The 25,263-nt window shown below is 68.5% G+C and carries 19 protein-coding genes and 2 tRNA genes; 8 read left to right on the forward strand and 13 right to left on the reverse strand.

Annotated features, from left to right (window positions below):
- The first annotated feature begins 402 nt into the window (after positions 1-402).
- Entirely contained in the window at positions 403-9,621 is a 9,219-nt protein-coding gene (locus ACJH6I_RS25130) for a fatty acid synthase subunit beta domain-containing protein (RefSeq protein WP_406784725.1), read from the forward strand.
- A gap of 43 nt (positions 9,622-9,664) precedes the next feature.
- On the forward strand, positions 9,665-10,057 hold the full coding sequence (locus ACJH6I_RS25135) for a holo-ACP synthase (protein ID WP_020102278.1): 393 nt from the start codon (positions 9,665-9,667) through the stop codon (positions 10,055-10,057).
- Between the two features lie 54 nt (positions 10,058-10,111).
- Here ACJH6I_RS25135 and ACJH6I_RS25140 read toward each other — a convergent pair whose 3' ends face one another.
- A complete protein-coding gene (locus ACJH6I_RS25140) occupies positions 10,112-10,750 on the reverse strand; it encodes a LysE family translocator (RefSeq protein WP_064986693.1) in 639 nt (212 codons plus the stop codon).
- 48 nt (positions 10,751-10,798) lie between these two features.
- Here ACJH6I_RS25140 and ACJH6I_RS25145 point away from each other — a divergent pair, with 48 nt between their 5' ends.
- The gene (locus ACJH6I_RS25145) at positions 10,799-12,127 is read left to right on the forward strand and encodes a dipeptidase (protein WP_318985586.1); all 1,329 of its coding nucleotides are present in this window, start codon (positions 10,799-10,801) and stop codon (positions 12,125-12,127) included.
- Positions 12,128-12,199: 72 nt separating this feature from the next.
- Here ACJH6I_RS25145 and ACJH6I_RS25150 read toward each other — a convergent pair whose 3' ends face one another.
- From ACJH6I_RS25150 to bcp, 6 genes are all read right to left on the reverse strand, one after another.
- On the reverse strand, positions 12,200-13,468 hold the full coding sequence (locus ACJH6I_RS25150; protein WP_406775569.1) for an amidohydrolase family protein: 1,269 nt from the start codon (positions 13,466-13,468) through the stop codon (positions 12,200-12,202).
- A 15-nt stretch (positions 13,469-13,483) separates the two neighbouring features.
- Positions 13,484-14,260, reverse strand: a complete 777-nt coding sequence (locus ACJH6I_RS25155) for a class II aldolase/adducin family protein (protein WP_318985584.1) — start codon at positions 14,258-14,260, stop codon at positions 13,484-13,486.
- Positions 14,247-15,866: a class I adenylate-forming enzyme family protein gene (locus ACJH6I_RS25160; RefSeq protein WP_318985583.1), complete on the reverse strand. Its 1,620-nt coding sequence runs from the start codon at positions 15,864-15,866 to the stop codon at positions 14,247-14,249. The genes ACJH6I_RS25155 and ACJH6I_RS25160 overlap by 14 nt, the downstream gene beginning before the upstream one ends.
- Before the next feature lie 41 nt (positions 15,867-15,907).
- Positions 15,908-16,678, reverse strand: coding sequence for an FCD domain-containing protein (locus tag ACJH6I_RS25165; protein WP_318985582.1), 771 nt, complete (start codon positions 16,676-16,678; stop codon positions 15,908-15,910).
- A gap of 102 nt (positions 16,679-16,780) precedes the next feature.
- A complete protein-coding gene (locus tag ACJH6I_RS25170; protein WP_318985581.1) occupies positions 16,781-17,020 on the reverse strand; it encodes a hypothetical protein in 240 nt (79 codons plus the stop codon).
- Between the two features lie 161 nt (positions 17,021-17,181).
- Entirely contained in the window at positions 17,182-17,655 is a 474-nt protein-coding gene (gene bcp / locus ACJH6I_RS25175; protein ID WP_029119327.1) for a thioredoxin-dependent thiol peroxidase, read from the reverse strand.
- Between the two features lie 91 nt (positions 17,656-17,746).
- Here bcp and ACJH6I_RS25180 point away from each other — a divergent pair, with 91 nt between their 5' ends.
- Positions 17,747-17,971 (forward strand): DUF3618 domain-containing protein, encoded by a 225-nt coding sequence (locus ACJH6I_RS25180; protein WP_020102269.1) that lies wholly within the window; start codon positions 17,747-17,749, stop codon positions 17,969-17,971.
- 9 nt (positions 17,972-17,980) lie between these two features.
- Here ACJH6I_RS25180 and ACJH6I_RS25185 read toward each other — a convergent pair whose 3' ends face one another.
- Positions 17,981-18,145 carry a hypothetical protein gene (locus tag ACJH6I_RS25185; protein WP_406784726.1) on the reverse strand — a complete coding sequence of 55 codons (165 nt, stop codon included), beginning with the start codon at positions 18,143-18,145 and terminating at the stop codon, positions 17,981-17,983.
- Positions 18,146-18,553: 408 nt separating this feature from the next.
- Here ACJH6I_RS25185 and ACJH6I_RS25190 point away from each other — a divergent pair.
- Positions 18,554-18,626, forward strand: a tRNA-Lys gene (locus tag ACJH6I_RS25190).
- A gap of 217 nt (positions 18,627-18,843) precedes the next feature.
- On the forward strand, positions 18,844-19,197 hold the full coding sequence (locus ACJH6I_RS25195; RefSeq protein ID WP_318985579.1) for a nuclear transport factor 2 family protein: 354 nt from the start codon (positions 18,844-18,846) through the stop codon (positions 19,195-19,197).
- A 2-nt stretch (positions 19,198-19,199) separates the two neighbouring features.
- Here ACJH6I_RS25195 and ACJH6I_RS25200 read toward each other — a convergent pair whose 3' ends face one another.
- The 3 genes from ACJH6I_RS25200 to orn form a co-directional block, all read right to left on the reverse strand.
- The gene (locus ACJH6I_RS25200) at positions 19,200-19,772 is read right to left on the reverse strand and encodes a GNAT family N-acetyltransferase (protein WP_318985674.1); all 573 of its coding nucleotides are present in this window, start codon (positions 19,770-19,772) and stop codon (positions 19,200-19,202) included.
- A 102-nt stretch (positions 19,773-19,874) separates the two neighbouring features.
- Positions 19,875-19,947: transfer RNA gene (locus ACJH6I_RS25205), tRNA-His, on the reverse strand.
- A 50-nt stretch (positions 19,948-19,997) separates the two neighbouring features.
- A complete protein-coding gene (orn, locus tag ACJH6I_RS25210; RefSeq protein ID WP_020102265.1) occupies positions 19,998-20,627 on the reverse strand; it encodes an oligoribonuclease in 630 nt (209 codons plus the stop codon).
- A gap of 80 nt (positions 20,628-20,707) precedes the next feature.
- On the opposite strand from orn, the gene ACJH6I_RS25215 reads away from it, so the two are divergent.
- The gene (locus tag ACJH6I_RS25215) at positions 20,708-22,291 is read left to right on the forward strand and encodes a helicase HerA-like domain-containing protein (RefSeq protein WP_346414302.1); all 1,584 of its coding nucleotides are present in this window, start codon (positions 20,708-20,710) and stop codon (positions 22,289-22,291) included.
- A gap of 84 nt (positions 22,292-22,375) precedes the next feature.
- Here ACJH6I_RS25215 and cmrA read toward each other — a convergent pair whose 3' ends face one another.
- Positions 22,376-23,182 carry a mycolate reductase gene (gene cmrA, locus ACJH6I_RS25220; protein ID WP_346414303.1) on the reverse strand — a complete coding sequence of 269 codons (807 nt, stop codon included), beginning with the start codon at positions 23,180-23,182 and terminating at the stop codon, positions 22,376-22,378.
- A 33-nt stretch (positions 23,183-23,215) separates the two neighbouring features.
- Here cmrA and ACJH6I_RS25225 point away from each other — a divergent pair, with 33 nt between their 5' ends.
- A complete protein-coding gene (locus ACJH6I_RS25225; protein ID WP_346414304.1) occupies positions 23,216-24,541 on the forward strand; it encodes an MFS transporter in 1,326 nt (441 codons plus the stop codon).
- Here ACJH6I_RS25225 and ACJH6I_RS25230 read toward each other — a convergent pair.
- A complete protein-coding gene (locus ACJH6I_RS25230) occupies positions 24,538-25,200 on the reverse strand; it encodes an MmpS family transport accessory protein (RefSeq protein ID WP_212812374.1) in 663 nt (220 codons plus the stop codon). The genes ACJH6I_RS25225 and ACJH6I_RS25230 overlap by 4 nt on opposite strands.
- Between the last annotated feature and the right edge of the window lie 63 nt (positions 25,201-25,263).

Here is a 25,263-nt window from a genome sequence, read left to right on the forward strand (position 1 = left end):
GGAACGGGTCTTTTCCTACTCATTAGTAAGGTCCGGCACCGTCACAAGCATGGTCACGATTTGATAACAATACCGCTTTGATCAGCGATGTTGTTACTACTCGACCGTAACCAGCCGCCAACAGGACGTTTGTCCTGTTGGGTACGGGCAGTCCCACGACGCGGTGTTACCCGCGTAGGTGGTTACCGATCCGTAGAACTCGTTGGTAACCATTTCCGGCAGAAAAACGCCGCGAATCTTATGACACTCTTAGTGCAGTCGGCCCGGCTCTCAGGCACCCGAAAAACGGGCGCCAGACGTAGCACGGGCCTCACGTGATCCGACGTCGCATCGCGTTGCCCCAGGGCCGACTACCAAGACCAAGCACCTGACCGGTTCGCGCGGCAAAGACGAGAGGGACGCATGACGATCAACGAGCACCGCAATGTGACCAGTGGCAACACCGAGGCGGTGGCGGCGAGCGCCCATGCTCTCGTGGACCTGCTGAACGCCGGCGAGCCGTATGCCGTCGCGTTCGGTGGTCAGGGTGCCTCGTGGCTGGAGAACCTCGAAGAGCTCGTCAGCTCGGCCGGCATCGAATCCGAGCTCAGCGAGATCGTCGGCGAAGCGGCCCTGCTGCTGGAGCCCGTCGCGCGCGAGCTCGTCGTCGTGCGACCCATCGGCTTCGAGCCCATGCAGTGGGTGCGCGCCCTCGCCGCCGACGAGCCGCTGCCGTCGGCCAAGCAGCTGACCACCGCCGCCATCTCCGGGCCCGGCATCCTGCTGGCCCAGATGGCCGCCATCCGCGCCGTCCAGCGTCAGGGCCTCGACCTGGCCGGCACCCCGCCGGTCGCCGTCGCCGGTCACTCGCAGGGCATCATCGCCGCCGAGGCGCTCAAGGCCAACGGCACCCGCGACGCCGAACTCCTCGCGCTCCTCCAGCTCATCGGTGCCGCCGGTTCGCTCGTCTCGCGCCGTCGCGGCATGGTCGGTCGCGGTGACAAGTCGCCGATGGTGTCGGTCACCAACGTCGACCCCGAGCGCATCGCCGAACTGCTCGAAGACTTCTCCAAGGACGTCCGCACCGTCCTGCCGCCCGTCCTGTCGATCCGCAACGGCCGCCGCAGCGTCGTCATCACCGGCACCCCGGAGCAGCTGGCCCGCTTCGAGCTGTACTGCAGCAAGATCACCGAGAAGGACGAGGCCGAGCGCAAGAACAAGCTGCGCGGCGGCGCCGTCTTCAGCCCGGTCTTCCAGGGCGTGCAGGTCGAGGTCGGCTTCCACACCCCGCGCCTGGCCGACGGCATCGAGGTCGTCGACCGCTGGGCCGCCAAGTGTGGTATCGACACCGAGCTGGCCCACGCGATGACCGAGGCCATCTTCGTCAAGCCCATCGACTGGGTCGCCGAAGTCGAGCGCATGCACGACGCCGGTGCCCGCTGGATCATCGACCTCGGCCCGAGCGACACCGTCACCCGCCTGACCTCGCCGATCATCCGCGGCCTCGGCATCGGCATCGTGCCCGCCGCCACCCGCGCCGGCCAGCGTTCGCTGTTCACCGTGGGCGCCGCCCCGGTCGTGCAGCCCGCATGGTCCAGCTTCGCGCCGACCGCCGTCGAGCTGCCCAACGGCGACGTCAAGCTGTCCACCAAGTTCACCCGCCTCACCGGCCGTTCGCCGATCCTGCTGGCCGGTATGACCCCGACGACCGTCGACGCCAAGATCGTCGCCGCGGCCGCCAACGCCGGCCACTGGGCCGAGCTGGCCGGTGGCGGTCAGGTCACCGAGGAGATCTTCGAGAACCGCGTCGCCGAGCTGACCCAGCTCCTCGAGCCGGGCCGCGCCATCCAGTTCAACTCGCTGTTCCTCGACCCGTACCTGTGGAAGCTGCAGCTGGGCGGCAAGCGCATCGTGCAGAAGGCGCGCCAGTCGGGCGCCCCGATCGACGGCGTCGTCGTCACCGCCGGCATCCCCGAGCTCGACGAGGCCGTTGCGCTGATCGATGAGCTGCACGAGATCGGCATCACCAACGTGGTGTTCAAGCCGGGCACCGTGGACCAGATCAAGTCGGTCATCAAGATCGCCGAAGAGGTCCCGGACAAGGAGATCATCGTCCACGTCGAGGGCGGCCGCGCCGGTGGCCACCACTCGTGGGAGGACCTCGACGACCTGCTCGTCAGCACCTACTCGGACCTGCGCAAGCAGGCCAACCTGACCATCTGCGTCGGTGGTGGCATCGGCACGCCCGAGCGCGCCGCCGAGTACCTGTCCGGCCGCTGGGCCGAGACCTACGGCTTCCCGCTGATGCCGGTCGACGGCATCCTGGTCGGCACCGCCGCCATGGCCACCCTCGAGGCCACCACCTCGCCTCAGGTCAAGCAGCTCCTGGTCGACACCAAGGGCACCGATCAGTGGGTCGGCGCCGGTAAGGCCCAGGGCGGCATGGCTTCCGGCCGCAGCCAGCTGGGTGCGGACATCCACGAGATCGACAACACCGCGTCGCGGTGCGGCCGCCTGCTCGACGAGGTCGCCGGTGACGCCGACGCCGTCGCCGAGCGCCGCGACGAGATCATCGCCGCCATGGCCAACACCGCCAAGCCGTACTTCGGTGACGTCGCGGACATGACCTACCAGCAGTGGCTGCAGCGCTACGTCGAGCTCGCGATCGGCGACGGCAGCAGCACCGCCGACACCAAGCGCGACCACTCGCCGTGGCTCGACATCACCTGGCGCGACCGCTTCGAGGAGATGCTGCAGCGCGCCGAGGCCCGCCTGAACCCGGCCGACGCCGGTCGCATCGAGACGCTGTTCCCGGCCACCGCGGAAGGTGAAGCGCTGCTGGAGGATCCGCAGCGCGCCATCGCCGAGCTGCTGGCCCGGTACCCCGAGGCCGAGACCCTGCGCCTGCACCCGGCGGACGTCCCGTTCTTCGTCACGCTGTGCAAGACGCTGGGCAAGCCCGTCAACTTCGTCCCGGTCATCGACAAGGACGTGCGCCGCTGGTGGCGCAGCGACTCGCTGTGGCAGGCCCACGACGCCCGCTACGACGCCGACCAGGTCTGCGTCATCCCCGGCACCGCAGCCGTCGCCGGCATCACGCGCGTCGACGAGCCCGTCGGTGAGCTGCTGGACCGCTTCGAGCAGGCCGCCATCGACGAGGTGCTGGCCGCCGGCGTCAAGCCCGTTCCGGTCGTCTCGCGCCGCCAGGCGCGTGCCGACGTCACCGGCCCGCTGGCCGTCGTCCTCGACTCGCCCGACGTGCTGTGGGCAGGCCGCACCGCCATCAACCCGGTGCACCGCATCGGCGCCCCGAGCGAGTGGCAGGTCAACGAAAACCGTTCGGCGACACACCCTTCCACCGGCTCCCGGCTGGAGCTCGACGGTGACGGTGTCGTCCTGAACGTCCCGCTGTCGGACATCTGGATCGCGATCCGCTTCACGCTGCCGGCCGCCACCGTCAACGGCGGCATGCCCGTCGTCACCACCGAGGACGCCTCGGCCGCCATGCGCGCCGTGCTCGCCATCGCCGCGGGTGCCGACGGCGTCGACGCGCTGCCGACCGTCACCGACAACGTCGCCACCGTCACCGCCGACTGGGACCCCGAAGAGGTCGCCGACCACACCGGCGTCACCGCCACCTTCGGCGCCCCGCTGGCGCCGGGCCTGACCCTGGTGCCCGACGCCCTCGTCGGCCGCTGCTGGCCGGCCGTGTTCTCGGTCATCGGCGCGGCCGTCACCGCCGACGGCATCCCGGTCGTCGAAGGTCTGCTGAGCCTGGTCCACCTGGACCACGCCGCGCACCTGCTGGCCCCGATGCCGGCCGAGAAGGCCGAATTGACCGTCACCGCAACGGCTTCCGCCGCGGTCGACACCGAGGTCGGCCGCGTGGTCCCGGTCTCGGTCAGCATCACCGACGCCGAGGGCACCGAGCTCGCGCGCCTCGAAGAGCGCTTCGCCATCCGTGGCCGCAGCGGTGCCGCGGAGCTGACCGACCCGGTCCGCGCCGGCGGTGCGATCACCGACAACGCCACCGAGACGCCGCGCCGTCGGCGCCGCGACGTCACCGTCACCGCGCCGGTCGACATGAGCGCCTTCGCCGTGGTGTCGGGTGACCACAACCCGATCCACACCGACCGTGCCGCCGCACTGCTGGCCGGCCTGAAATCGCCGATCGTGCACGGCATGTGGCTGTCCGCCGCCGCGCAGCACGTGGTCACCGCCACCGACGGCCGCGCCACCCCGCCGGCCCGCCTGGTCGGCTGGACCTCGCGCTTCCTGGGCATGGTGCTGCCGGGCGACGAGATCGAGTTCCGCGTCGACCGCGTCGGCATCGACCGCGGCGCCGAGATCATCGAGGTCACCGCGAAAGTCGGTGGCGAACTGGTGATGGCCGCGTCGGCTCAGCTGGCCGCGCCCAAGACCGTCTACGCCTTCCCGGGCCAGGGCATCCAGCACAAGGGCATGGGCATGGAGGTCCGCGCCCGCTCCAAGGCCGCCCGCAAGATCTGGGACTCCGCGGACAAGTTCACCCGCGAGACCCTGGGCTTCTCGGTGCTGCACGTGGTCCGGGACAACCCGACCAGCATCATCGCCAGCGGCGTGCACTACCACCACCCGGACGGCGTGCTGTTCCTGACGCAGTTCACCCAGGTGGCCATGGCCACCGTCGCGGCCGCCCAGGTGGCCGAGATGCGCGAGCAGGGTGCGTTCGTCGAGGGCGCCATCGCCTGCGGCCACTCCGTCGGTGAGTACACGGCGCTGGCGTGCGTGTCCGGCGTGTACGAGCTCGAGGCGCTGCTCGAGGTCGTGTTCCACCGCGGCAGCAAGATGCACGACATCGTCCCGCGTGACGCCAAGGGCCGCTCGGACTACCGCCTGGCCGCCATCCGGCCGTCGCAGATCGACCTCGACGACAACGACGTCACCGACTTCGTCGCGGGTATCGCCGAGGAGACCGGTGAGTTCCTGCAGATCGTGAACTTCAACCTGCGTGGTTCGCAGTACGCGATCGCCGGTACCGTCCGCGGCCTCGAGGCCCTGGAGGCCGAGATCGAGCGTCGTCGCGAAATCACCGGTGGCAAGCGCTCGTTCATCCTTGTCCCCGGTATCGACGTGCCGTTCCACTCCGAGGTGCTGCGGGTCGGCGTCGCCGACTTCCGCCGCGCGCTGGACCGCGTCATGCCGCACGGGCAGGACCCCGAGCTGCTGGTCGGCAAGTACATCCCGAACCTGGTGCCGCGGCCCTTCACCCTGGACAAGGACTTCATCCAGGAGATCCGCGACCTGGTGCCGGCCGAGCCGCTCGACGAGATCCTCGCCGACTACGACACGTGGCGTAACGAGAAGCCGTCAGAGCTGATGCGCAAGACCGTCATCGAGCTGCTGGCCTGGCAGTTCGCCAGCCCGGTCCGCTGGATCGAGACGCAGGACCTGCTGTTCATCGAGGAAGCCGCCGGCGGCCTCGGTGTCGAGCGGTTCGTCGAGGTCGGTGTGAAGACCATGCCGACGGTTGCCGGCCTGGCCACCAACACGCTGAAGCTCCCGGAGTACTCGCACAACACCACCGAGGTGCTCAACGTCGAGCGCGACGCCGCGGTGCTGTTCGCGACCGACACCGACCCGGAGCCCGAGGACGATGCCCCCGCCGCGCCCGCAGCTGAGGCAGCCCCGGCGGAAGCCGTTGCCGCAGCACCGGTTCCGGCCGCCGCCCCCGCGGCGCCCGCCGGTGGCCCGCGTCCGGACGACATCACCTACGACGCCGCCGACGCCACCATGGCGCTCATCGCGCTGTCGGCGAAGATGCGCATCGACCAGATCGAGCCGCTGGACTCCATCGAGTCGATCACCGACGGTGCCTCGTCGCGACGCAACCAGCTGCTCGTCGACCTGGGTTCGGAGCTGAACCTCGGCGCCATCGACGGTGCCGCGGAAGCCGACCTGGCCGGTCTGAAGGGACAGGTCACCAAGCTGGCCCGTACCTACAAGCCGTTCGGTCCCGTTCTCTCCGACGCGATCAACGACCAGCTGCGCACGGTGCTCGGCCCCTCGGGCAAGCGTCCGGCGTACATCGCCGAGCGCGTCAGCAAGGCCTGGGAGCTGGGCCCCGGCTGGGCCAAGCACGTCACCGCCGAGGTCGCGCTGGGCACCCGTGAGGGCAGCAGCGTCCGGGGCGGCGAGATGGGCGGCCTGCACTCCGGTGCACTGGCCGACGCCGGCGCCGTCGACAAGGTCATCGACGCGGCCGTCGCCGCCGTGGCTGCGCGCAAGGGCATCGCCGTGTCACTGCCGTCCGCCGGCGGTGCCGGTGGCGGTGTGGTCGACTCGGCCGCGCTCAACGAGTTCGCCGAGAAGGTCACCGGCCCCAACGGTGTGCTGGCCGGCGCCGCCCGGTTGATCCTGGGCGAGCTGGGTCTGCAGACGCCGGTGTCCGCGCCGGACGCCACCGACTCCGAGCTGATCGACCTCGTGACCGCCGAATTGGGTTCGGACTGGCCGCGTTTGGTGGCTCCGTCGTTCGACGCCCGCAAGGCCGTGCTGTTCGACGACCGCTGGGCCAGCGCCCGTGAGGACCTGGCACGCATCTGGCTGCTCGAAGAGGACGACGTCAACCGCGACTGGGCCAAGCTCTCCGAGAGCTTCGAAGGTGCCGGGCACGTGGTGGCCACGCAGGCCAGCTGGTGGCAGGGCAAGGCGCTCGCCGCCGGCCGCACCCTCCACGCCGCGCTGTACGGCCGCGCGGCCGCCGGTGCGGAGAACCCGGAGAAGGGCCGCTACGCCAACGAGGTCGCGGTCGTCACCGGTGCCTCCAAGGGCTCGATCGCGTCGTCCGTGGTGGGCCAGCTGCTCGCCGGTGGCGCCTCGGTCATCGCGACCACGTCCAAGCTGGACGACGACCGGTTGGCGTTCTACCGGACGCTGTACCGCGACAACGCCCGCTTCGGTGCCCAGTTGTGGGTCGTGCCCGCAAACATGGCCTCCTACAGCGACATTGACGCGCTGGTCGAGTGGGTCGGCAACGAGCAGGTCGAGAACCTCGGCCCCAAGGCCATCCACCTCAAGGACGCGCAGACCCCGACGCTGCTGTTCCCGTTCGCCGCACCGCGCGTCGCCGGGGACCTGTCGGAGGCCGGCTCCCGTGCCGAGATGGAGATGAAGGTCCTGCTGTGGGCCGTGCAGCGGCTCATCGGTGGGCTCTCGCACATCGGCTCCGAGCGTGACATCGCGTCGCGTCTGCACGTGGTGCTGCCGGGTTCGCCAAACCGCGGCATGTTCGGTGGCGACGGCGCCTACGGCGAGTCGAAGGCTGCGCTCGACGCGGTCGTCGCCCGCTGGAAGGCGGAAACCTCGTGGTCGCAGCGAGTTTCGCTGGCGCACGCGCTGATCGGCTGGACCAAGGGCACCGGCCTGATGGGCCACAACGACGCCATCGTCGGTGCTGTCGAGGAAGCCGGTGTCATCACGTACACCACCGACGAGATGGCTTCCATGCTGCTGAACCTGTGCAGCATCGACGCCAAGGTGTCGGCCGCCCGTGAGCCCATCCAGGTCGACCTGACCGGTGGCCTCGGCGACATCGAGCTCGACATGGCCGAGCTGGCCGCCAAGGCCCGCGAGGAGATGGTGGCCGAAGCTGCTGTCGACGAGGAGGACCTCGAAGGCACCATCTCGGCGCTGCCCTCGCCGCCGCGGGGCTACCAGGCCGCGCCGGCTCCGGAGTGGGCCGACCTCGACATCGACCCGGCCGACATGGTCGTGCTGGTGTCCGGTGCCGAACTCGGCCCGTACGGCTCGTCGCGCACCCGCTTCGAGATGGAGGTCTCCGGCGAGCTGTCGGCCGCGGGCGTCCTGGAGCTGGCCTGGACCACCGGTCTGGTCAAGTGGGAAGACGACCCGAAGCCGGGCTGGTACGACACCAACACCGGTGAGCTGGTCGACGAGTCCGAGCTGGTCGAGCGCTACCACGACATCGTGCTGGAGCGCGTCGGCATCCGCGAGTGGGTGGACGACGGCGCTATCGACCCCGATCACGCTGCGCCGCTGCTGGTTTCGGTGTTCCTCGACAAGGACTTCTCCTTCGTCGTGTCCGCCGAGGCCGACGCCCGGGCGTTCCACCAGTTCGATCCGGAGCACACCGTCATCGCGCCGGTGCCGGACAGCAGCGACTGGCAGGTCACCCGCAAGGCCGGTACCGAGATCCGCGTGCCGCGCAAGGTCAAGCTGTCGCGGACCGTCGGCGCCCAGGTGCCGACCGGCTTCGACCCGCAGGTCTACGGCGTCACGCCGGACATGGCCAGCTCGATCGACCGCCTGGCGCTGTGGAACCTGGTCACCACCGTGGACGCGTTCCTGTCGGCCGGCTTCTCGCCGGAAGAGCTGATGCGCTGGGTGCACCCGAGCCTCGTGGCCTCCACGCAGGGCACCGGTATGGGCGGCATGACCTCGATGCAGACCATGTACCACGGCAACCTGCTGGGCCGGAACAAGCCGAACGACATCCTGCAGGAAGTCCTGCCGAACGTCTTCGCCGGTCACGTCGTGCAGTCGTACATCGGTAGCTACGGCGCGATGATCCACCCGGTGGGCGCGTGCGCCACCGCGGCGGTGTCGGTCGAAGAGGGCGTCGACAAGATCCGTTTGGGCAAGGCCGAATTCGTGGTCGCCGGTGGTTACGACGACCTGACGCTGGAAGCCATCATCGGCTTCGGCGACATGTCGGCCACCGCCGAGACCGCGATGATGCGGGCCCGCGGCATCAGCGACTCGAAGTTCTCGCGTGCCAACGACCGTCGTCGCCTCGGCTTCGTCGAAGGCCAGGGCGGTGGCACCGTCCTGCTGGCCCGTGGTGACCTCGCGGTGAAGATGGGCCTGCCCATCCAGGCCGTCGTCGCCTACGTGTCGTCGTTCGGTGACGGTGTGCACACCTCGATCCCGGCTCCGGGCCTGGGTGCGCTGGGTGCCGGCCGTGGTGGACGTCAGTCGCAGCTGGTGCGCGACCTGGCCAAGCTGGGCGTCACCCCGGACGACATCGCGGTGATCTCCAAGCACGACACCTCGACGCTGGCCAACGACCCCAACGAGACCGAGCTGCACGAGCGGCTCGCCGCCTCGATGGGCCGGTCCCCGGGCAACCCGCTGTTCATCGTCAGCCAGAAGAGCCTGACCGGACACAGCAAGGGTGGCGCTGCGGCGTTCCAGATGCTGGGTCTGTGCCAGATTCTGCGCGACGGCGTCATCCCGCCGAACCGCAGCCTGGACTGCGTCGACGACGAGCTGTCCAACGCACAGCACTTCGTGTGGGTCCGCGAGACGCTGAAGTTCGGCGACCGCCTGCCGATCAAGGCCGGTCTGGTGACCAGCCTCGGCTTCGGTCACGTGTCGGGCCTCATCGCCCTGGTGCACCCGCAGGCGCTGGTGGCGGCTCTCGATCCGGCCGAGCGCGAGGACTACCTCCGCCGTGCCGGTGAGCGGGTCCTGGCCGGTCAGCACCGGTTGGCGTCGGCGATCGCCGGTGGGCGCCCGCTGTACGAGAAGCCGGCCGACCGTCGCTTCAACCACGATGCGCCGGAGAAGCGTCAGGAAGCCGACATGCTGCTCGACGCCGATGCGCGCCTGGGCGAGGACGGGTGGTACGCCCGCTCGTGAGGCCTTCTGAGGTATCGGGATTGGGTCCGCTAGGTTGTTGCCCATGAGCATCCTGGGTGTGGGCATCGACCTGGTCTCGATTCCGGATTTCGCCGAGCAGGTCGACCAGCCGGGCACCGTCTTCGCGGAGACGTTCACCCCAGGGGAGCGCCGTGACGCCGCCGACAAGAGTTCGTCGGCGGCACGGCACCTGGCGGCCCGCTGGGCGGCCAAGGAGGCCGTGATCAAGGCGTGGTCGGGCTCGCGGTTCTCGAAGCGCCCGGTGCTGCCCGAGGGCATCCACCGCGACATCGAGGTCGTCACCGACATGTGGGGCCGGCCCAAGGTGCGGCTGTCCGGCGAGATCGCCGAGCACCTCAAGGGCGTGGCCATCCACGTGTCGCTGACCCACGAAGGCGACACCGCGGCGGCGGTCGCGGTCCTCGAGCAGGACTAGTTTTTCAGACATTGATGCCCCCGACACTTCGGTGTCGGGGGCATCAACGTCTGTTCAGTCTTTGCGGCCGGTGACGGCAAGGCTGACGCCCAGGCCGACCATGGCCAGCCCGCCGGCGCCACCGATGGCGGCGAAGCGGCGCGGGGACTGCGCGAACCAGTCCCGGGCCAGTCCGGCCGCCAGCGCCCACACGCTGTCCGAGACCACGGCAATGGCCAGGAACACGACACCCAACATGAGCATCTGGGCCGCCACGTTGCCCGCGGCGGTGTCGACCACCTGCGGCAGCGCCGCGACGAAGAACACGATGGTCTTGGGATTGGTCATCCCGACGACGAAACCGTCGGCCAGGACGCGGCTCGGCCGCTTGGCGGATGCGCCGCCGGTGAGCACCTCGCCGAGGCCATGTCGATGCCGGATGGCTTGGACGCCAAGGTAGATCAGGTACGCCGCGCCGACGAACTTGATGACGCTGAACGCGAGCGACGAGGCCAGGATGAGGGCACCGGCACCCAGGGCCACCGCAAGGATCTGGACGTAGGCGCCCATCGCGTTACCCGCCACCGTCAACAACGCCTGGCGACGGCCGACGGTCAGCGCCCGGCCGACGGTGAACAGAACACTCGGCCCGGGGATCACGATGACCAGCAGCGAGATCAACCCGAACGCCAGCAGATGTCCCATCGACGGCATGCGGTGACGATACGCCGGGCAGACGACCGGCGCACTACGCTCGACGGCATGGCTGATCTTGTCGAACGTGTGCGGGACGTCCTGCCGTCGGTGCGTGCCGACCTCGAGGAGCTGGTCCGTATCCAGTCCGTCTGGGCCGACCCGGCCCGGCACGCCGAGGTGCACCGCAGCGCCGCGCTGACCGCAAAGCTGTTGTCCGAGGCGGGCTTCGGTGAGGTGCACATCGTCCACGAGGGCGGGGCGCCGGCCGTCATCGCACGTCATCCGGCGCCAGAAGGAGCCCCGACCGTGCTGCTCTACGCGCACCACGACGTGCAGCCCGAGGGCGACGCGGCACAGTGGGACTCCGAGCCGTTCGAACCCACCGAGCGCGACGGCCGGCTCTATGGCCGGGGCAGTGCCGACGACAAGGCCGGTATCGCCGTCCACCTGGCTGCCATGCGGGCCCACGGCGGCACCCCGCCCGTCGGCGTGACGGTTTTCGTTGAGGGCGAAGAGGAATCGGGCTCGCCGTCGCTCGGCGCCCTACTGGCCGCGCATCGCGACCTGCTGGCCGCCGACGTCATCGTCATCGCCGACTCGGACAACTGGAGCACCGAGATGCCGGCGTTGACGGTGTCACTGCGCGGGCTGGTCGACTGCGTGGTCGAGGTGGCGACGCTGGATCATGGGCTGCACTCGGGCATCTGGGGCGGCGTGGTGCCCGATGCGCTGAGTGCCCTGGTGCGGTTGTTGGCCACCTTGCATGACGACGACGGCAACGTCGCGGTCGAAGGGTTGTACGAGGGCACCGCCGCCGACGTCGACCGGGGCCCGGACTGGGTCGCCACCGAGACCGGCATGCTCGACGGCGTGCAGCAGATCGGTTCCGGCTCTGTGGTGCAACGACTTTGGGCCAAGCCGGCCATCACCGTCATCGGCATCGACACCACGTCGATCGCCAAAGCGTCGAACACACTGATACCGCGGGCGCGGGCCAAGGTCAGCATGCGCGTCGCTCCAGGTGGGGACGCGCTGGCGCATCTGGCCGCGCTGACCCGGCACCTGGAGAGCCACGCGCCCTGGGGCGCCAAGGTCACCGTGACGCCGGGTGACGTCGGCCAGCCGTATGCCATCGACGCCAGCGGCCCGGTGTACGACGCGGCGCGGTCGGCCTTCACACAGGCGTGGGGTGTTGCCCCGGTGGACATGGGGATGGGCGGGTCGATCCCGTTCATCGCCGAGTTCGCCGAGACCTTCCCCGACGCAACGATTCTGGTGACGGGCGTCGAGGACCCCGGCACGCAGGCGCACAGCATCAACGAGAGCCTGCACCTGGGCGTGCTCGAGAAAGCGGCGATCTCCGAGGCGCTGCTGTTGGGCGCCCTCGGGCGTTAGTGCATCGAGCGTGGGGGTTTACGTGGAAAATCCGTCAGATCTCCGCGTAAACCCCCACGCTCGGCATCGGCGCTAGAACGACTCGGGATCTCGCTGAACCGACTCGGGCACCGGGTGCTGGTAGAGCCGAGAGGCGTTCTCCCAGGTGATCTTTCGAATGACGTCTGCGGGCAGGTCACCGATCTCCTCGTGGATGGTCGCCTGTGTGTGCGGCCAGGTCGAGTCGCAATGCGGGTAGTCGGCTTCCAGCATGATGTTGTCGACGCCGATGCGGTCGCGCTGCACGAACGACGATTGGTCCTCCACCGCGCAGAACCAGAAGTTGCGGGTGAAAACCTCGGCGGGGGTGAGCTTTTCACCGATCCGTTCCCAGGTGCCGTACATGGAGTGGTAGCTGAGCATGTGGTCGAGCCGGTCCAGTAACCCGGCGACCCAGCCGATACCGCCCTCGGACAGGCAGATCTTGAGATCGGGAAACCGGCTGGGCAGACCGGAATACAGCCAGTCGACGGCCGCCGAGATGGCGTAGGCGAAGAACAGCACGCCCTGCACGTCCGGCGGCGCGTCCGGCGTGGTGGAGGGGGAGGAGCCCGACGACCCGATGTGCAGGTTGACGACCGTGCCGGTGTCGGCGCAGGCCGCCATCATCGGGTCCCAGTAGCCCGAGTGGATCGTCGGCAGGCCCAGCATCGCCGGGTTCTCGCTGAAAGTCATGGCGTGGAAACCACGTTCGGCGTTCTCGTAGATCATCTTGGCGCCCACTTCAGGGTCCAGTAGCCACGGCAGCTGACAGGGGATGATCCGGTCCGGGTACGAGCCGGCCCACACGTCGAAGTGCCAGTCGTTCCAGGCCCGCACCGAGGCCATCGCCAGGTCGCGGTCGGTGGTGACCTGCTGCAGGCGCTGGCCGGCGAATCCCGGCAGGAACGACGGGAAGTTCAGCGACGCGTACACACCGTTGAGGTCCATGTCCCGCACGCGTTCGTGGATATCCCATGCGCCCCGGCGCATCTCGTCAAATCGGACCGGCTCGAAGCCGTACTCGGACACCGGACGGCCGACCACGGCATTGAACCCGACGTTGGGTAGTTCCTGGCCGTCGTACACCCAGGTCTGGCCGCCGCCCGCGTTGTCGACGACCCGCGGAGCCCGGTCGGCGAACTTGCTCGGCAGTCGCCCGGTGAAGGTGTCGGGCGGCTCGACGATGTGGTCGTCGACCGAGATCACGGTGTAGCGGCGCGGAGCACGCGGCGGGTCGGGCAGCAGGGTGACGGTACGGTCCGCGCCCGTCTTCGCGACGGTGAAATCGAGGTTGGCGGCCAGATCGTCGATGGATTTCATGTCGTACCAACGCCTTTACTGGAGAACGGACGGATCGGATTTGATGGTCAGGCGGGCAGCGCCGGCCCAGTACACGTCGGCCGCGCGCTCGATCAGGGAGGACTTCATGCCGACCATGTCGGACCACTTCATCTCACTCGGCTTCAGGCCCGTCAGCAGTACGTCGTAGGCCAGCTTGCAGACCCGCTCGATCGAGGCCGCGCGGTACACCGCCTCGGCGAGGTTGCGGCCCGTGGCGATGACGCCGTGGTTGGCCAGGATGGTCGTGTTCGCCGAGCCGATCCGGGCCGCCAATTCGGCTGCGCGGGAAGGGCTGTCGACCTCGCCGTCGTATTCGTCGACGAGGCAGAGGTCGTCCAGGAACAGCGATCCGGTCTGATGTACCAGCTCCGGCAGCCGGCCCAATGCCGCCAGCACGCACACGTAGTAGGGGTGGTTGTGGATGACGACGCGGGCGTCGGGGCGGGCGCGGTGCAGCTCGGTGTGGATGTGGATGGCCGGGGTGACGTCCCAGCGGCCCCGCTGTACGCGGGCGTCCTCGTCGACGACGCAGATGTCGGAGGCGGTGACCTCCTGCCACCACAGGCCCCACGGGTTGACGTACATGTCGGTCCGGCCGTCGGGCTGCCAGGTGATGTGCCCCGCCAGATTCTCGGCGAAGCCGATGGTCGCGAGGTGCCGGAACGCGATGGCCATGGCCCGTTCGTCGGTGAGGTCGACGCCGATCGGTGGTGTCACCGCCGGCGCCCAGACTTCAAGTCCGCCGCGGCGGGGCTTTTCAGCTGCGGTCATGACCGTCTCCCATCCGGGCGCGGATATCTTCGCGGAGTTGGCCTTTGGCGACCTTGCCGCCCGAGGATCGGGGGAGTTCGTCGACCACGATCAGCCGCTCGGGCAGCAGTTCCTTCGAAACGTCCTGCGCGAGCAGGTGCGTGCACAGCTCGGCGAGCTCCAGTGCCGCCGCGCCGATCAGTTCGACGTAGACGCAGACCTTTTCGCCGAACACCGGATCAGGCATGGCGACCGCGGCGGCCAGACCGACCGCGGGGTGCGTCATCACGACGTCCTCGACCTGGGCCGCGCTGATGTTCTTGCCGCCGCGCACGATGAAGTCGGACGTGCGGCCCGTCACCCGCAGGTAGCCGTCGGCGTCGATTTCGCAGATGTCTCCCATCCGCATCCAGCCGTCGGCGGTGAAGAGTTTGTCGTGGTCGGTGCCGCCCAGGTAGCCGAGACTGGTGGCCGGGCCGCGGCAGGCGGGCTGGCCCCGGCCGGTGTCGGTGACGTCGGTGTCCCCGTCGAAGAGGCGGACGGCCATATCGGCGACTATCCGGCCGCCGGTGCGCAGCCGGTGCTCGAGCGAGTCGTGCACCGTGGTGCCGCTGAGTAGGCCCGTCTCGTTGGAGCCGTAGAACTGCAGAATCGTTGCGCCGGTCAGCTTTTCGAACTCGTGTGCGGGCCGGTACGGCAGGGCCTCGCCGCCGGTGAACACCACCCGCAGCGAGCTCAGGTCGTACTCGCGGGCCACCGGGTCGGCCATGATCATGGTCAATTGTGTGCTGACACAACACAACACGGTGACCTTGTGCTGTTCGATGGCCGCGCACGCCGCGGCGACGGTGAACCGGTCCAGCAGGACGTTGGTGGTGCCCAACAGAATCGGGGTGATGTGGGTGGTCCACAGCCCGAAGCCGAACGGGGTCGGGATGACGGGTAGGAACACGTCGTCGGACGTCAGCAGGCCGTTGGCGACCGCTTGCTGATGGAAGTAATACCAACGGTTCTGGGTGTGCACGACGCATTTCGGTAGCCCGGTGGTGCCCGACGTCGAGTTGATGAGGAAGACGTCGTCGGCGCCCAGTTGGGCCTCGGGGCTCAGGTCCGTGGAGTCCGTACCGACGGACAGTTCATCGAGCGTCAGTAGCGGACATCCGATGGCGCCGGCCACGGTGTTCGCCTGCGCCTGCCGCGGGGGGTCGGTGACCAGCAGTCGGGGTTCGGCGCTCTGCAGGATGGCTGTCACTTCGCGGATTCCGGCGCGTGCTCCGACGCCGACGACCACCGCACCACAGCGCTCGATGGCGACGAACAGCACGTGGATCGCCGTGGTGTCGCCATGCCACACCGCGATCCGGTCCCCGGGGCGCACGCCCGCGCCGGCCAGCTGACCGGCCAAAGTGGTTGCCGCGGTATCAAATTCACGCCAGGTCAGCGACCGGTCCGGGTGATCAACATATGCGACGCGATCCGGGGTGCGAGCGGCGTTGGCGCGTACGGCATCCGAGATCGTGGAGTCGGTCCACCAGCCATTGGCATGGAAGCGCGCGACGTCCTTGGCGGTGAATGCCGGCGAACTCGTGACCGCCATGTCCATCGTGGTCGCCTCCGCAGGCCGCATCTTCAAATCATATGAAAATAAGCGCGCACATTGTCAAGGATTCACGAAGATCGCGTGCGGGTGCGCACCATCGCCGGGTCGACCACACCGGCCGAACCCGGGTAGTGCTGGGCGTCGAGCAGATGCGTCGCGGCCAATTCCCGCGCGCGTTCGGCGTCGCCGGCTTCGATAGCGTCGATAAGGGTGCGGTGATCCTCCAGCGCGGCCCGGCGCTCGTCGACCGGAATGCCGGCATGGTCGGTGAACTGCCGTGACCAGTTCAGCTCGTGCGACGACCACAGCTTCTCCAGGGCACCGGCGAGGATGATCATGGTCTCGTTGCCGCAGTGCTGCACCAGCGCCTCGTGGAAGCGCCGGCTCGCGGAGGTCACTGCCACCAGATCCTCGACCGACTCGACCGACTCGGCGTGGATCTGCCGAAGGACCGGCACCACCGCGGTCTTGCGGTCGGAACGCTGCGCGCACAACGCCGCGCAGGCCGGCTCCACCTGCTGCAGCGCGGAGCCGACGTCGCCGAGGCTCACCTGGTTCGCGCCGAGCACCAAACCCATGGTGTAGGCCACGTTGCTCGCGCTCGGCCGGTGCACCACCGAGCCGCCGAGCTTGCCGCGTCGCACGCTGAGCAGCCCTTCGGCGTCCAGGATTCGGATGGCCTCGCGCAGTGAGGGCTTGCTGATCGGAAACTCGGTGAGCAGCTCGTCCTCCGTGGGCAGCACGCTGCCGTCGGGGAGGTCACCGCTGAGGATGCGCCGGCGCAACTCGTCGGCCACCTGCTCGGCGAGGCGGCGGAAACGGACGTCGGGCGCGGCCACGGGTCGAGTGTGCCAGAGCGCGACGCCGGGGTGGTCGAAGCCGGCGCCCCGGTCTATCCGGTGTGGCCGGGGTACGAAACGCCGTACCCCGGCGCCGGGGTTCTACTCGTCGTCCTCGTCGTCTTCCTCGTCGTCCTCGTCGAATTCCAGATCGAGCGGGTCTTCACTGTGGGGGTCGACGGAGTACTGCTGCCAGTAGGACGGGCTGAAGTAGATGGTGTCCGAATGGTCGGCGTCTTCGCCGATCTGGACCCAGAGAATCTGGTCCTTTTCGCCATAGCTCAGCGCGTGCGGGTAGCGAATGCTGCTGTCGACGGTGCGGATGTGGATGTTGTGCGTCACGCCAAAAGTCTTGCACCTGAACGTATCTGCGGCTGATTGCAGAGCGCCGGTGGAGACAACGATTGGCCGAATGGCCACGCAGCTGTCACGCGTGGTTGGGCGGGCCGCCATGCGGTGCCCGGCTCGGCTCGTTCAGCCGGGCACCGTCGACGGCGCGGCTGTCAGACCGACAGGTCCCGTCGCAGCTTGGCCACGTGGCCCGTGGCCTTGACGTTGTACTGCGCGACCTCGATGTTGCCCTTCTCGTCCACGAGGAACGTCGAGCGGATGACGCCCTGCACGGTCTTGCCGTACATCGTCTTCTCACCGAAGGCGCCGTAGGCGGTGAGCACCTTGCGGTCGGGGTCCGATAGCAGCGGGAACGTCAGGCCCTCGTTGTCGCGGAACTTGGCGAGCTTCTCGGGCTTGTCGGGCGAGATGCCGATGACGTCGAGCCCGGCCTCGTTGAGTTCGGCCAGGCTGTCGCGGAAATCGCAGGCCTGCTTGGTGCAGCCCGGCGTCGAGGCCGCGGGGTAGAAGTACACGATGACCTTGCGGCCCTTGTAGTCCGACAGCTTCACGGTGTTGCCGTCGGCGTCGGGCAGGCTGAATGCGGGGGCTTTGTCGCCCACTTCGAGTCGCGGGGTCGGTGCCACCGGGAGGTCCCTTCTGTCGGCCAGGCGTTGCTGTTGCGGCAAGCTGCTCTAGGGTAGAGCGCCAAGGAGCAACGCGAGCTGGAGGGCTGAAGTGGCTGACCGGAATCCTGACGAGATCAAGCAGGAAATCGATCGTGCACGCGATCAGTTGGCGTTGACGGTGGACGCCCTCGCGGAGCGGGCGAACCCCCAGCGACTGGCCGACGACGCCAAGGCCAAGGCCATCGCGATCGCGTCCAAGCCCGCGGTCATCGCAACGTTCGCCGGACTCGGCGTTGTGGTGCTGGTGGTGGTTATCCGCAAGATTCGCGGATAACGCGACTTTCTAGTTCCCGCGCCGCGGCGTCAGCCAGCCTGGCAGCCAGCTGCGCGGGGGATTCGCGACCCGGCCCAGCCGGGTGCAGTTATGGGCGATGACCGGGGTGCCGTCGGCTGCTGCCGCCACGTCGGCGCTCGGCGCCGCGTAGGTCGCACCGGCGATGGGTGTCATCAGCTAACTCCCTTCAGTCATCGTCACTTACATTTCTACACCATCATACGTGGTTTCAGCTAACTTTGTTTTTCGGCGGCTCGTCACAAAATTGCAGGTCTATGTGATTTCTGACGGATTTTGGCATCGAGCCGCTATTGACGATCGTGTGTGGATACAGGACCTTGACAGGTGTGCAGTGGCTACTGTTCGGCCGGGATTCGCTGTGGTGGTGCGGGTTTCGGCCGGCTCTGGTGGTGCGCAGGTGGGCGGCGAGTCCATCGCGTGTGATGTTGGACACCTCCAGGGCTGCGTGGAGGGTCCATCGGGCCGTCCGACCCCGTGGGGATACCCGCGATCGGGGCCCGGAAACCCCGCTGACCATACGATTTCACCCTGCGGCCATCGGGCTGTTAAGGTCTCTCTCGCGCGCCGTTAGCTCAGTTGGTAGAGCAGCTGACTCTTAATCAGCGGGTCCGGGGTTCGAAACCCTGACGGCGCACAGATGCGAAAGCCCCCTCCTTCGGGAGGGGGCTTTCGTCGTTTGCGGGGCCGGCTCTACGCCATCGCCGCAGCGTCAACGCCGGCTTGGCGACGCCAATGGTGGCGGTGTCGCCGAAAACCCAAGCGGCACAACATCATTACCTGCCAAGTAATCGACTTGCCTCGATTTGGCGGCCAAGCTTTGAGCTGACCACCCCGACACGAAAGAGGTCAGCATGAACGACATCGTCACCGCCTACCTGAAGACGTGGAACGCCACCGATCCGATCGAACGGAAGGCGCTGCTCGACGACCACTGGGCATCCGAGGCGTCGTACACCGATCCGATGGCGGACGTCACGGGTCACGACGCCATCTCCGAGGTGATCGGCGCGGTCCACACCCAATTCCCCGGTTTCGTCTTCTCGCTCGTCAGCGGCCCGGACAGCCACCACAATCAGGCCCGCTTCCAGTGGGGCCTGGGGCCGGCGGGGGAGCAGCCGCCGATCATCGGGTTCGACGTGCTGGCGACGGACGCCGACGGCCGCATCCAGTCGGTGCACGGCTTCCTGGATCAGGTGCCCGGCTGACCCTAGGAGTCGGCGCGAAGGGCGTCGGTGCGAAGGAACGCGGCCAGCTGAGCTGTCGCCAGCGCCTGTTCGGCGTCGTACTGCTCGAACGTCGCGACGACATTGAACCCGAGGCGCTCGGCCAGACGGAGCGAGGCGCGGTTGGCGGTCTGGGTGATGACCAGGACAGGTTGATCGTCCAGCTCGCCGGCCGCGTACTCCAGCAGTAGCCGCGTAGCTTCGCTCGCATAGCCCTGACCCCACGCATGCGGCCGGAAGACGTAGCTCAGCTCGAGTTCGTCGCCATCGGGGTCCAGATGGCCGGGAACGTCGTTGCGACGGCGGCTCAATGTCACCGTGCCCAGCATGTCGTCGGAATCCCTGGCGGTCGCGATGTAGCAGCCGGGGGCTGCCAATAGCGTTGCCGCGCCGACCCCTTCGAGCACGGCGCGCACTTCGCCGACAGGTCGCGGTCCGCCCAGGTACCGGCGCACCCGCTTGTCGGTCTGCGTTTCGATCAGGCCCTCGGCGTCCTCGTCGCGCGCCTTGCGAAGGCGAACTCGAGGCCCTTCGAGGCAGGACGCTCGCAACTCGATCGCATCACCCACGTGCACCACTGTGCCAGCCGGGCGCGCAACCCCCGGAAAACAAACATCGCCTCACCCGCTACGTGCAGGTGAGGCGATGTTCTACCTCGGGGTGGCTGACGGGACTCGAACCCGCGACACCCAGGATCACAACCTGGTGCTCTACCAGCTGAACTACAGCCACCATCGCCGCTTCTCAGAAGCAGCGTCGTAGATACTAACCGCTTAGGCCCGCTAAGCCGAATCGGTCTCCACGGCGTCGTTCGTCGGCGGGCCCAGCTCGCCGGCGACAGCCGCGATTTCGCTGGTAGACGGGCCGGGAGCGGGTACGAACGCGGTGCCGCGGTAGTACTTCAACTCGCGGATGGATTCGTGGATGTCGGCGAGGGCGCGGTGCGCCAGCCCCTTGTCGGGCTGCCCGAAATAGATGCGCGGGTACCAGCGGCGGCACAGCTCCTTGATCGAGCTGACGTCGATCATCCGGTAGTGCAGGAAGTCGTCGAGGCGAGGCATGTCGCGGGCGATGAAGCCGCGGTCGGTGGCGATCGAATTACCGGCCAGGGGAGCGGTTTTCGCCTGCCCGATGTGGCCGCGGATGTAGTCCAGCACCATCTGCTCGGCCTCTTCGAGGGTGACCGTGGAGGTCCGCACCTCGTTGATCAGGCCCGAGCGGGTGTGCATCTTCATCACCACATCGGCCATGCCGTCGAGTGCGGCGTCGTCGGTGTGGATCACCACGTCGACGCCCTCGCCGAGCACGTTCAGGTCGCTGTCGGTGACCAATGCCGCGATCTCGATGAGTCGGTCGGACTTGAGATCCAGCCCCGTCATCTCGCAGTCGATCCATACCAGTTCGTCACGCACGGTGTTCCAGACTATTCCCAGGCGCTCAACGGGGTGTCCATACCCGGCCACCTGTGACCTGACGAAGTAGGGTCAGGCGCATGACGACTGACTCGAGTGCATCCCCCGCGCAGCAGATCGCCGCTGGTTACGCCGTCACCGGCCAAGCGCTGAACCTGGGCGCGGTCGTCGTCGACGGGACCGTCGATGCCGGTGCTCAGGTCAAGATTCCGCTGGCCACCATCAACCGGCACGGCCTCATCGCCGGTGCGACCGGTACCGGTAAGACCAAGACGCTGCAGGTCATCGCCGAGCAGTTGTCGACGGCCGGGGTCCCGGTCGTGATGGCCGACGTGAAGGGCGACCTGTCGGGGCTCGCGCAGCCGGGCGCCGCCAATGACAAGACCACCCAGCGTGCCAAGGACACCGGCGACGACTGGACGCCCACGGCCTTCCCGGTCGAGTTCCTGTCGCTGGGGACGACGGGAACCGGCGTCCCGGTGCGTGCCACCGTCACCAGCTTCGGGCCCATCCTGCTGTCGAAGGTGTTGGGGCTCAACCAGACTCAGGAGTCGACACTCGGGCTGATCTTCCACTGGGCCGACCAGAAGGGCCTGCTCCTCGACGATCTCAAGGATCTGCGCGGCGTCATCCAGTTCCTGACCAGTGATGAGGGCAAAGAGGAGCTCAAGGCGCTCGGCGCGGTCTCGCCGGCCACCGCGGGCGTGATCCTGCGTGCGCTGATCAACCTGGAGGCCGAGGGCGGCGACACGTTCTTCGGTTTGCCCGAGCTCAAGCCCGAGGACCTGATGCGCGTGGACCCCCAGGGCCGCGGCATCATCACGCTGCTGGAGCTGGGCAGCCAGGCCGCGCGTCCGGTGTTGTTCTCGACGTTCCTGATGTGGGTGCTGGCCGACCTGTTCTCGACGCTGCCGGAGATCGGTGACGCGGACAAGCCGAAGCTGGTCTTCTTCTTCGACGAAGCGCATCTGCTGTTCGCCGACGCGTCCAAGGCATTCCTGGACCAGGTCGAACAGACCGTCAAGCTGATCCGCTCCAAGGGCGTCGGCGTCTTCTTCTGCACCCAGCTGCCTACCGACATTCCCAACGACGTCCTCAGCCAGCTGGGTGCGCGCGTGCAGCACGCGATCCGCGCCTTCACTCCGGACGACCAGAAGGCCCTGACGAAGACGGTCCGGACCTACCCGAAGACAACCGTCTACGACCTGGAGTCGGCGCTGACGTCGCTCGGGATCGGTGAGGCCGTCGTCACGGTGCTGTCCGAGGTGGGTGCGCCGACCCCGGTGGCGTGGACCCGGCTGCGCGCGCCGCGGTCGCTGATGGGCACCATCGGCCCCGACGCCATTGCTGCCGCCGCCAAGGCCAGCCCGTTGCAAGCGACTTACGGGGCGACAGTCGACCGCGACTCGGCCCACGAGCGGCTGTCTGCGCAGCCGGCGCCGGCCGGTGCGCCGCCTGCGGCCCCCGACGCGGCGCCCGCGCCCGTGCCTGCCGAAGAGCCCGACCTCACCGCATCCGGCCGCGTCGAGGTGGAGGCCGAAGGACCCGGCATGGTGTCGGAGGTCCTGCAGAGCTCGGCGTTCAAGAGCTTCCTGCGCTCGGCGGCGACCGTGGCAGGCCGCGAGATCACCCGCAGCCTGTTCGGCACGACCCGCCGCAGGTAAGTCGGGGCGCGGCGAGAAGGACCAAACGGTCGTTGGCGGCCGCCGAAAGCAGCCATTTGGTCCCTCTCGGCGCGGCCGCCGGCTTTACGACCCGCCGAGCTTCTTGTAGACGGCGCCGACGATCGGCGCGACGATCGCGCGCGGGGCGTAGCCGCTGGCGGCCGACATGGCCTTCGAGGTCAGGCCCGGGACGACGCGCATCTTGTTCTTCTCGAGGCCGTCCAGCGAAATCCGGGCGGTGTACTCGGTGTCGATCCACAGGAAGTCGGGGATCAGGCGCTCGACCAGTGACTGCTCGGACGGGTCGGGCAGCTCGGTGCGCACGGGTCCGGGTGCCAGCAGCGTGACGTTGATACCGTGCGGCTTGAGCTCACCGCGCAGCGACTCACTGAAGGTGTTGGCGAACGCTTTGGACGCGGCGTAGGTCGCGTTGTTCGGGATGGGCGAGTTGCCCGCGGCCGAACCGGAGATCAGGATGCCGCCGCCCTTGCGCGCGATCATGCCGGGCAGCACGGCGAGCACCAGGTCGTGCACGCCCTGCACGTTGAGCTGCACCTGGGCCTTCTCACCCGCCGCGGGCAGGTCGGCGACGGCGCCGAACGTCGCGGTGCCGGCGTTGGCGCACAGGATCGAGATGTTGCGCTCCGCGAGTTCCGCACAGAGCTTGTCGCGGTCGGCGGGGTCGGTCAGGTCGCAGGCCCGGACCTCGACGGTGACGCCGTACTTGTCGGTGATGCGCTGGGCGACCTCGGCCAGCACCTCGCCGCGGCGCGCCGTGATGATCAGGTGGTGGCCGCGGGCGGCGAGTTCGGTGGCCAGCGCTTCACCGATGTTCTGCGAGGCGCCGGTGACGACGGCGCGGGCGTCGGGACTGGGAGCGGGTACAGGCATGGGTGCAATCGTAGGGACCAATAGAGTGGCGGCATGAGCGAGGCTTGCCGAGCGAATCGACGGGCCTTGAGCAGCCACGTCCCGCCCGTCGACCGGGGCCGCGTCGCCGCCTGGGCGCTGTGGGACAGCGGCGCCACGGGCGTGAACGCCATCGTGACGACATTCGGTTTCAACATCTACCTCATCTCCGAGGTCGGCAGAGGCCTGCCGGGCCCGACGACGCCGGAGAGCTGGCTGGGGCGCGCGGTGCTGGTGGCGGGCATCGCGGTGGCGCTGTTGGCCCCGGTGACGGGCGTGATGGTCGACGCCGCGTACCGGCGACGGCGGGCGCTCGCGGCGCTCACGGGCGCCGTGGTGGTGCTGACGGCATCGATGACGTTCATCAGGCCCGACCACCACTATCTGTGGATCGGCCTGGCGTTGTTGGCCTGCACCGCGGCGTGCATGGATCTGGCGACCGTCCCGTACAACGCGATGCTGCGCCAGTTGTCGACGCCGCTGACGTCGGGTCGCGTCTCCGGATTCGGCTTGGCGGCAGGGTTTTTCGGCAGCGTCGTGCTGCTGCTCCTGGTCTTCGTGGGGCTCAAGTCCGGTAGTGGCGACACCTTGGGCCTACTCGGTGTGCCGAACTCGGACGGCAAACCGGACCGGTACGCGGTCCTGGCGGCCGCGGCGTGGTTCGTCATCTTCGCGCTGCCGTTGCTGCTGACCGTGAAGTCGCCGCCGCACGACGGCACCCCGGCCGTCGGCTTCTTCGGCGCCTACCGCAGGTTGTGGACGGAGGTCGTCGGCGAGTGGCGACGCGACCGCAACGTCGTCTACTACTTGCTCTCCAGCGCCGTCTTCCGCGACGGCCTGACGGGTATCTCGATCTTCGGTCCGGTGGTCGGGGTCAGCGTCTACGGGCTGGCGCCGACGAGCGTGCCGCTGTTCGGGGCCGGTGCGTTCACCATCGCGGCTCTGGGCGCGGCGCTCGGCGGCATGCTGGATGACCGGATCGGTTCCAAGCGCGTCATCGTCGGCTCATTGACCGCGATGGTCGCCGTGGGCATCACGCTGATGTTCCTGTCCGGCCCGCTGGCGTTCTGGATCTGCGGCCTGACACTGTGCCTGTTCGTCGGCCCCACCCAGTCGGCGTCGCGCAACCTGATGCTGCGCATCTCGGCGGACGGCAAGGAGGGCGTGGCCTTCGGGCTCTACACCACCACGGGCCGGGCGGCGCACGTGCTGTCGCCGTGGTTGTTCTCGATGTTCATCGACATCTTCGCGACGACGCGGGCGGGCCTGGGCGGCCTCTGCACGGTCCTGGGGATCGGGCTGGTCGGGATGCTGTTGGTGAAGGTGCCGGCCCGGCGTTAGTGCCCGTGCGTGCGGCCGCGTTTGCCGGACTGCCGGCACACCGTGAGGCCGGCGCCTTCTCGCTGCTGAATCTGGGTGCCGTCGACCGAGATGGTGCAGGCGATGCCGCGTCCGGCGTTGACGATGCTGACGCTGGCCGACCGTGCGGCGGGCCGGTTCAGCTGGACTTCCTTGGTCCACGGCAGCGGCACGTTGAACTCCGTCTGGAGCACCCCGCCGGTGTCGACATACGTGATGCTCACGGCCCGGCCGTTGCCGATCACGGCGTACAGCACGGCTTCGGTGTCACCGCTCTCGTCGTCCGGGGGCGCTGCCGCGGCGGGCGGGCTGACGGCTTCGCTGGGCTCGCTGCTCTCGGGCGTCGTGGTGGTCGTCACGGTCGTCGACGACGTCATCGGGTCCTGCGTCGGGACCGGCAGCGGCGGCGGTGCGACCAGGGTCTGTTGTTCGGAGCTGTTGACGATGACCAGTGCGATCACGGTGCAGAGGGCCAGGATCAGCACCGCGCCGGCCAGCGGGAACAGCCACTTGTGGCGGCGGGCCTTCGGCGGTGCGGTGACACCGTAGGGATCGGTGAAGGCGTCGGTCTGGTACCCGGCCGTCGGCATGGCCGGGAGTTTCTTGGTGGCGTCCAGCCCGTCGTCGCGCGATCCGGTCATGCCCACCTCATGTTTGCAGGGTACCTGCGGCGGGTGAGGGGACGCGGTGACGTTGCGGCGGGT

This window comes from Mycobacterium sp. SMC-13 (genome assembly GCF_045311035.1).
In the GTDB taxonomy this organism is placed as follows: domain Bacteria; phylum Actinomycetota; class Actinomycetes; order Mycobacteriales; family Mycobacteriaceae; genus Mycobacterium.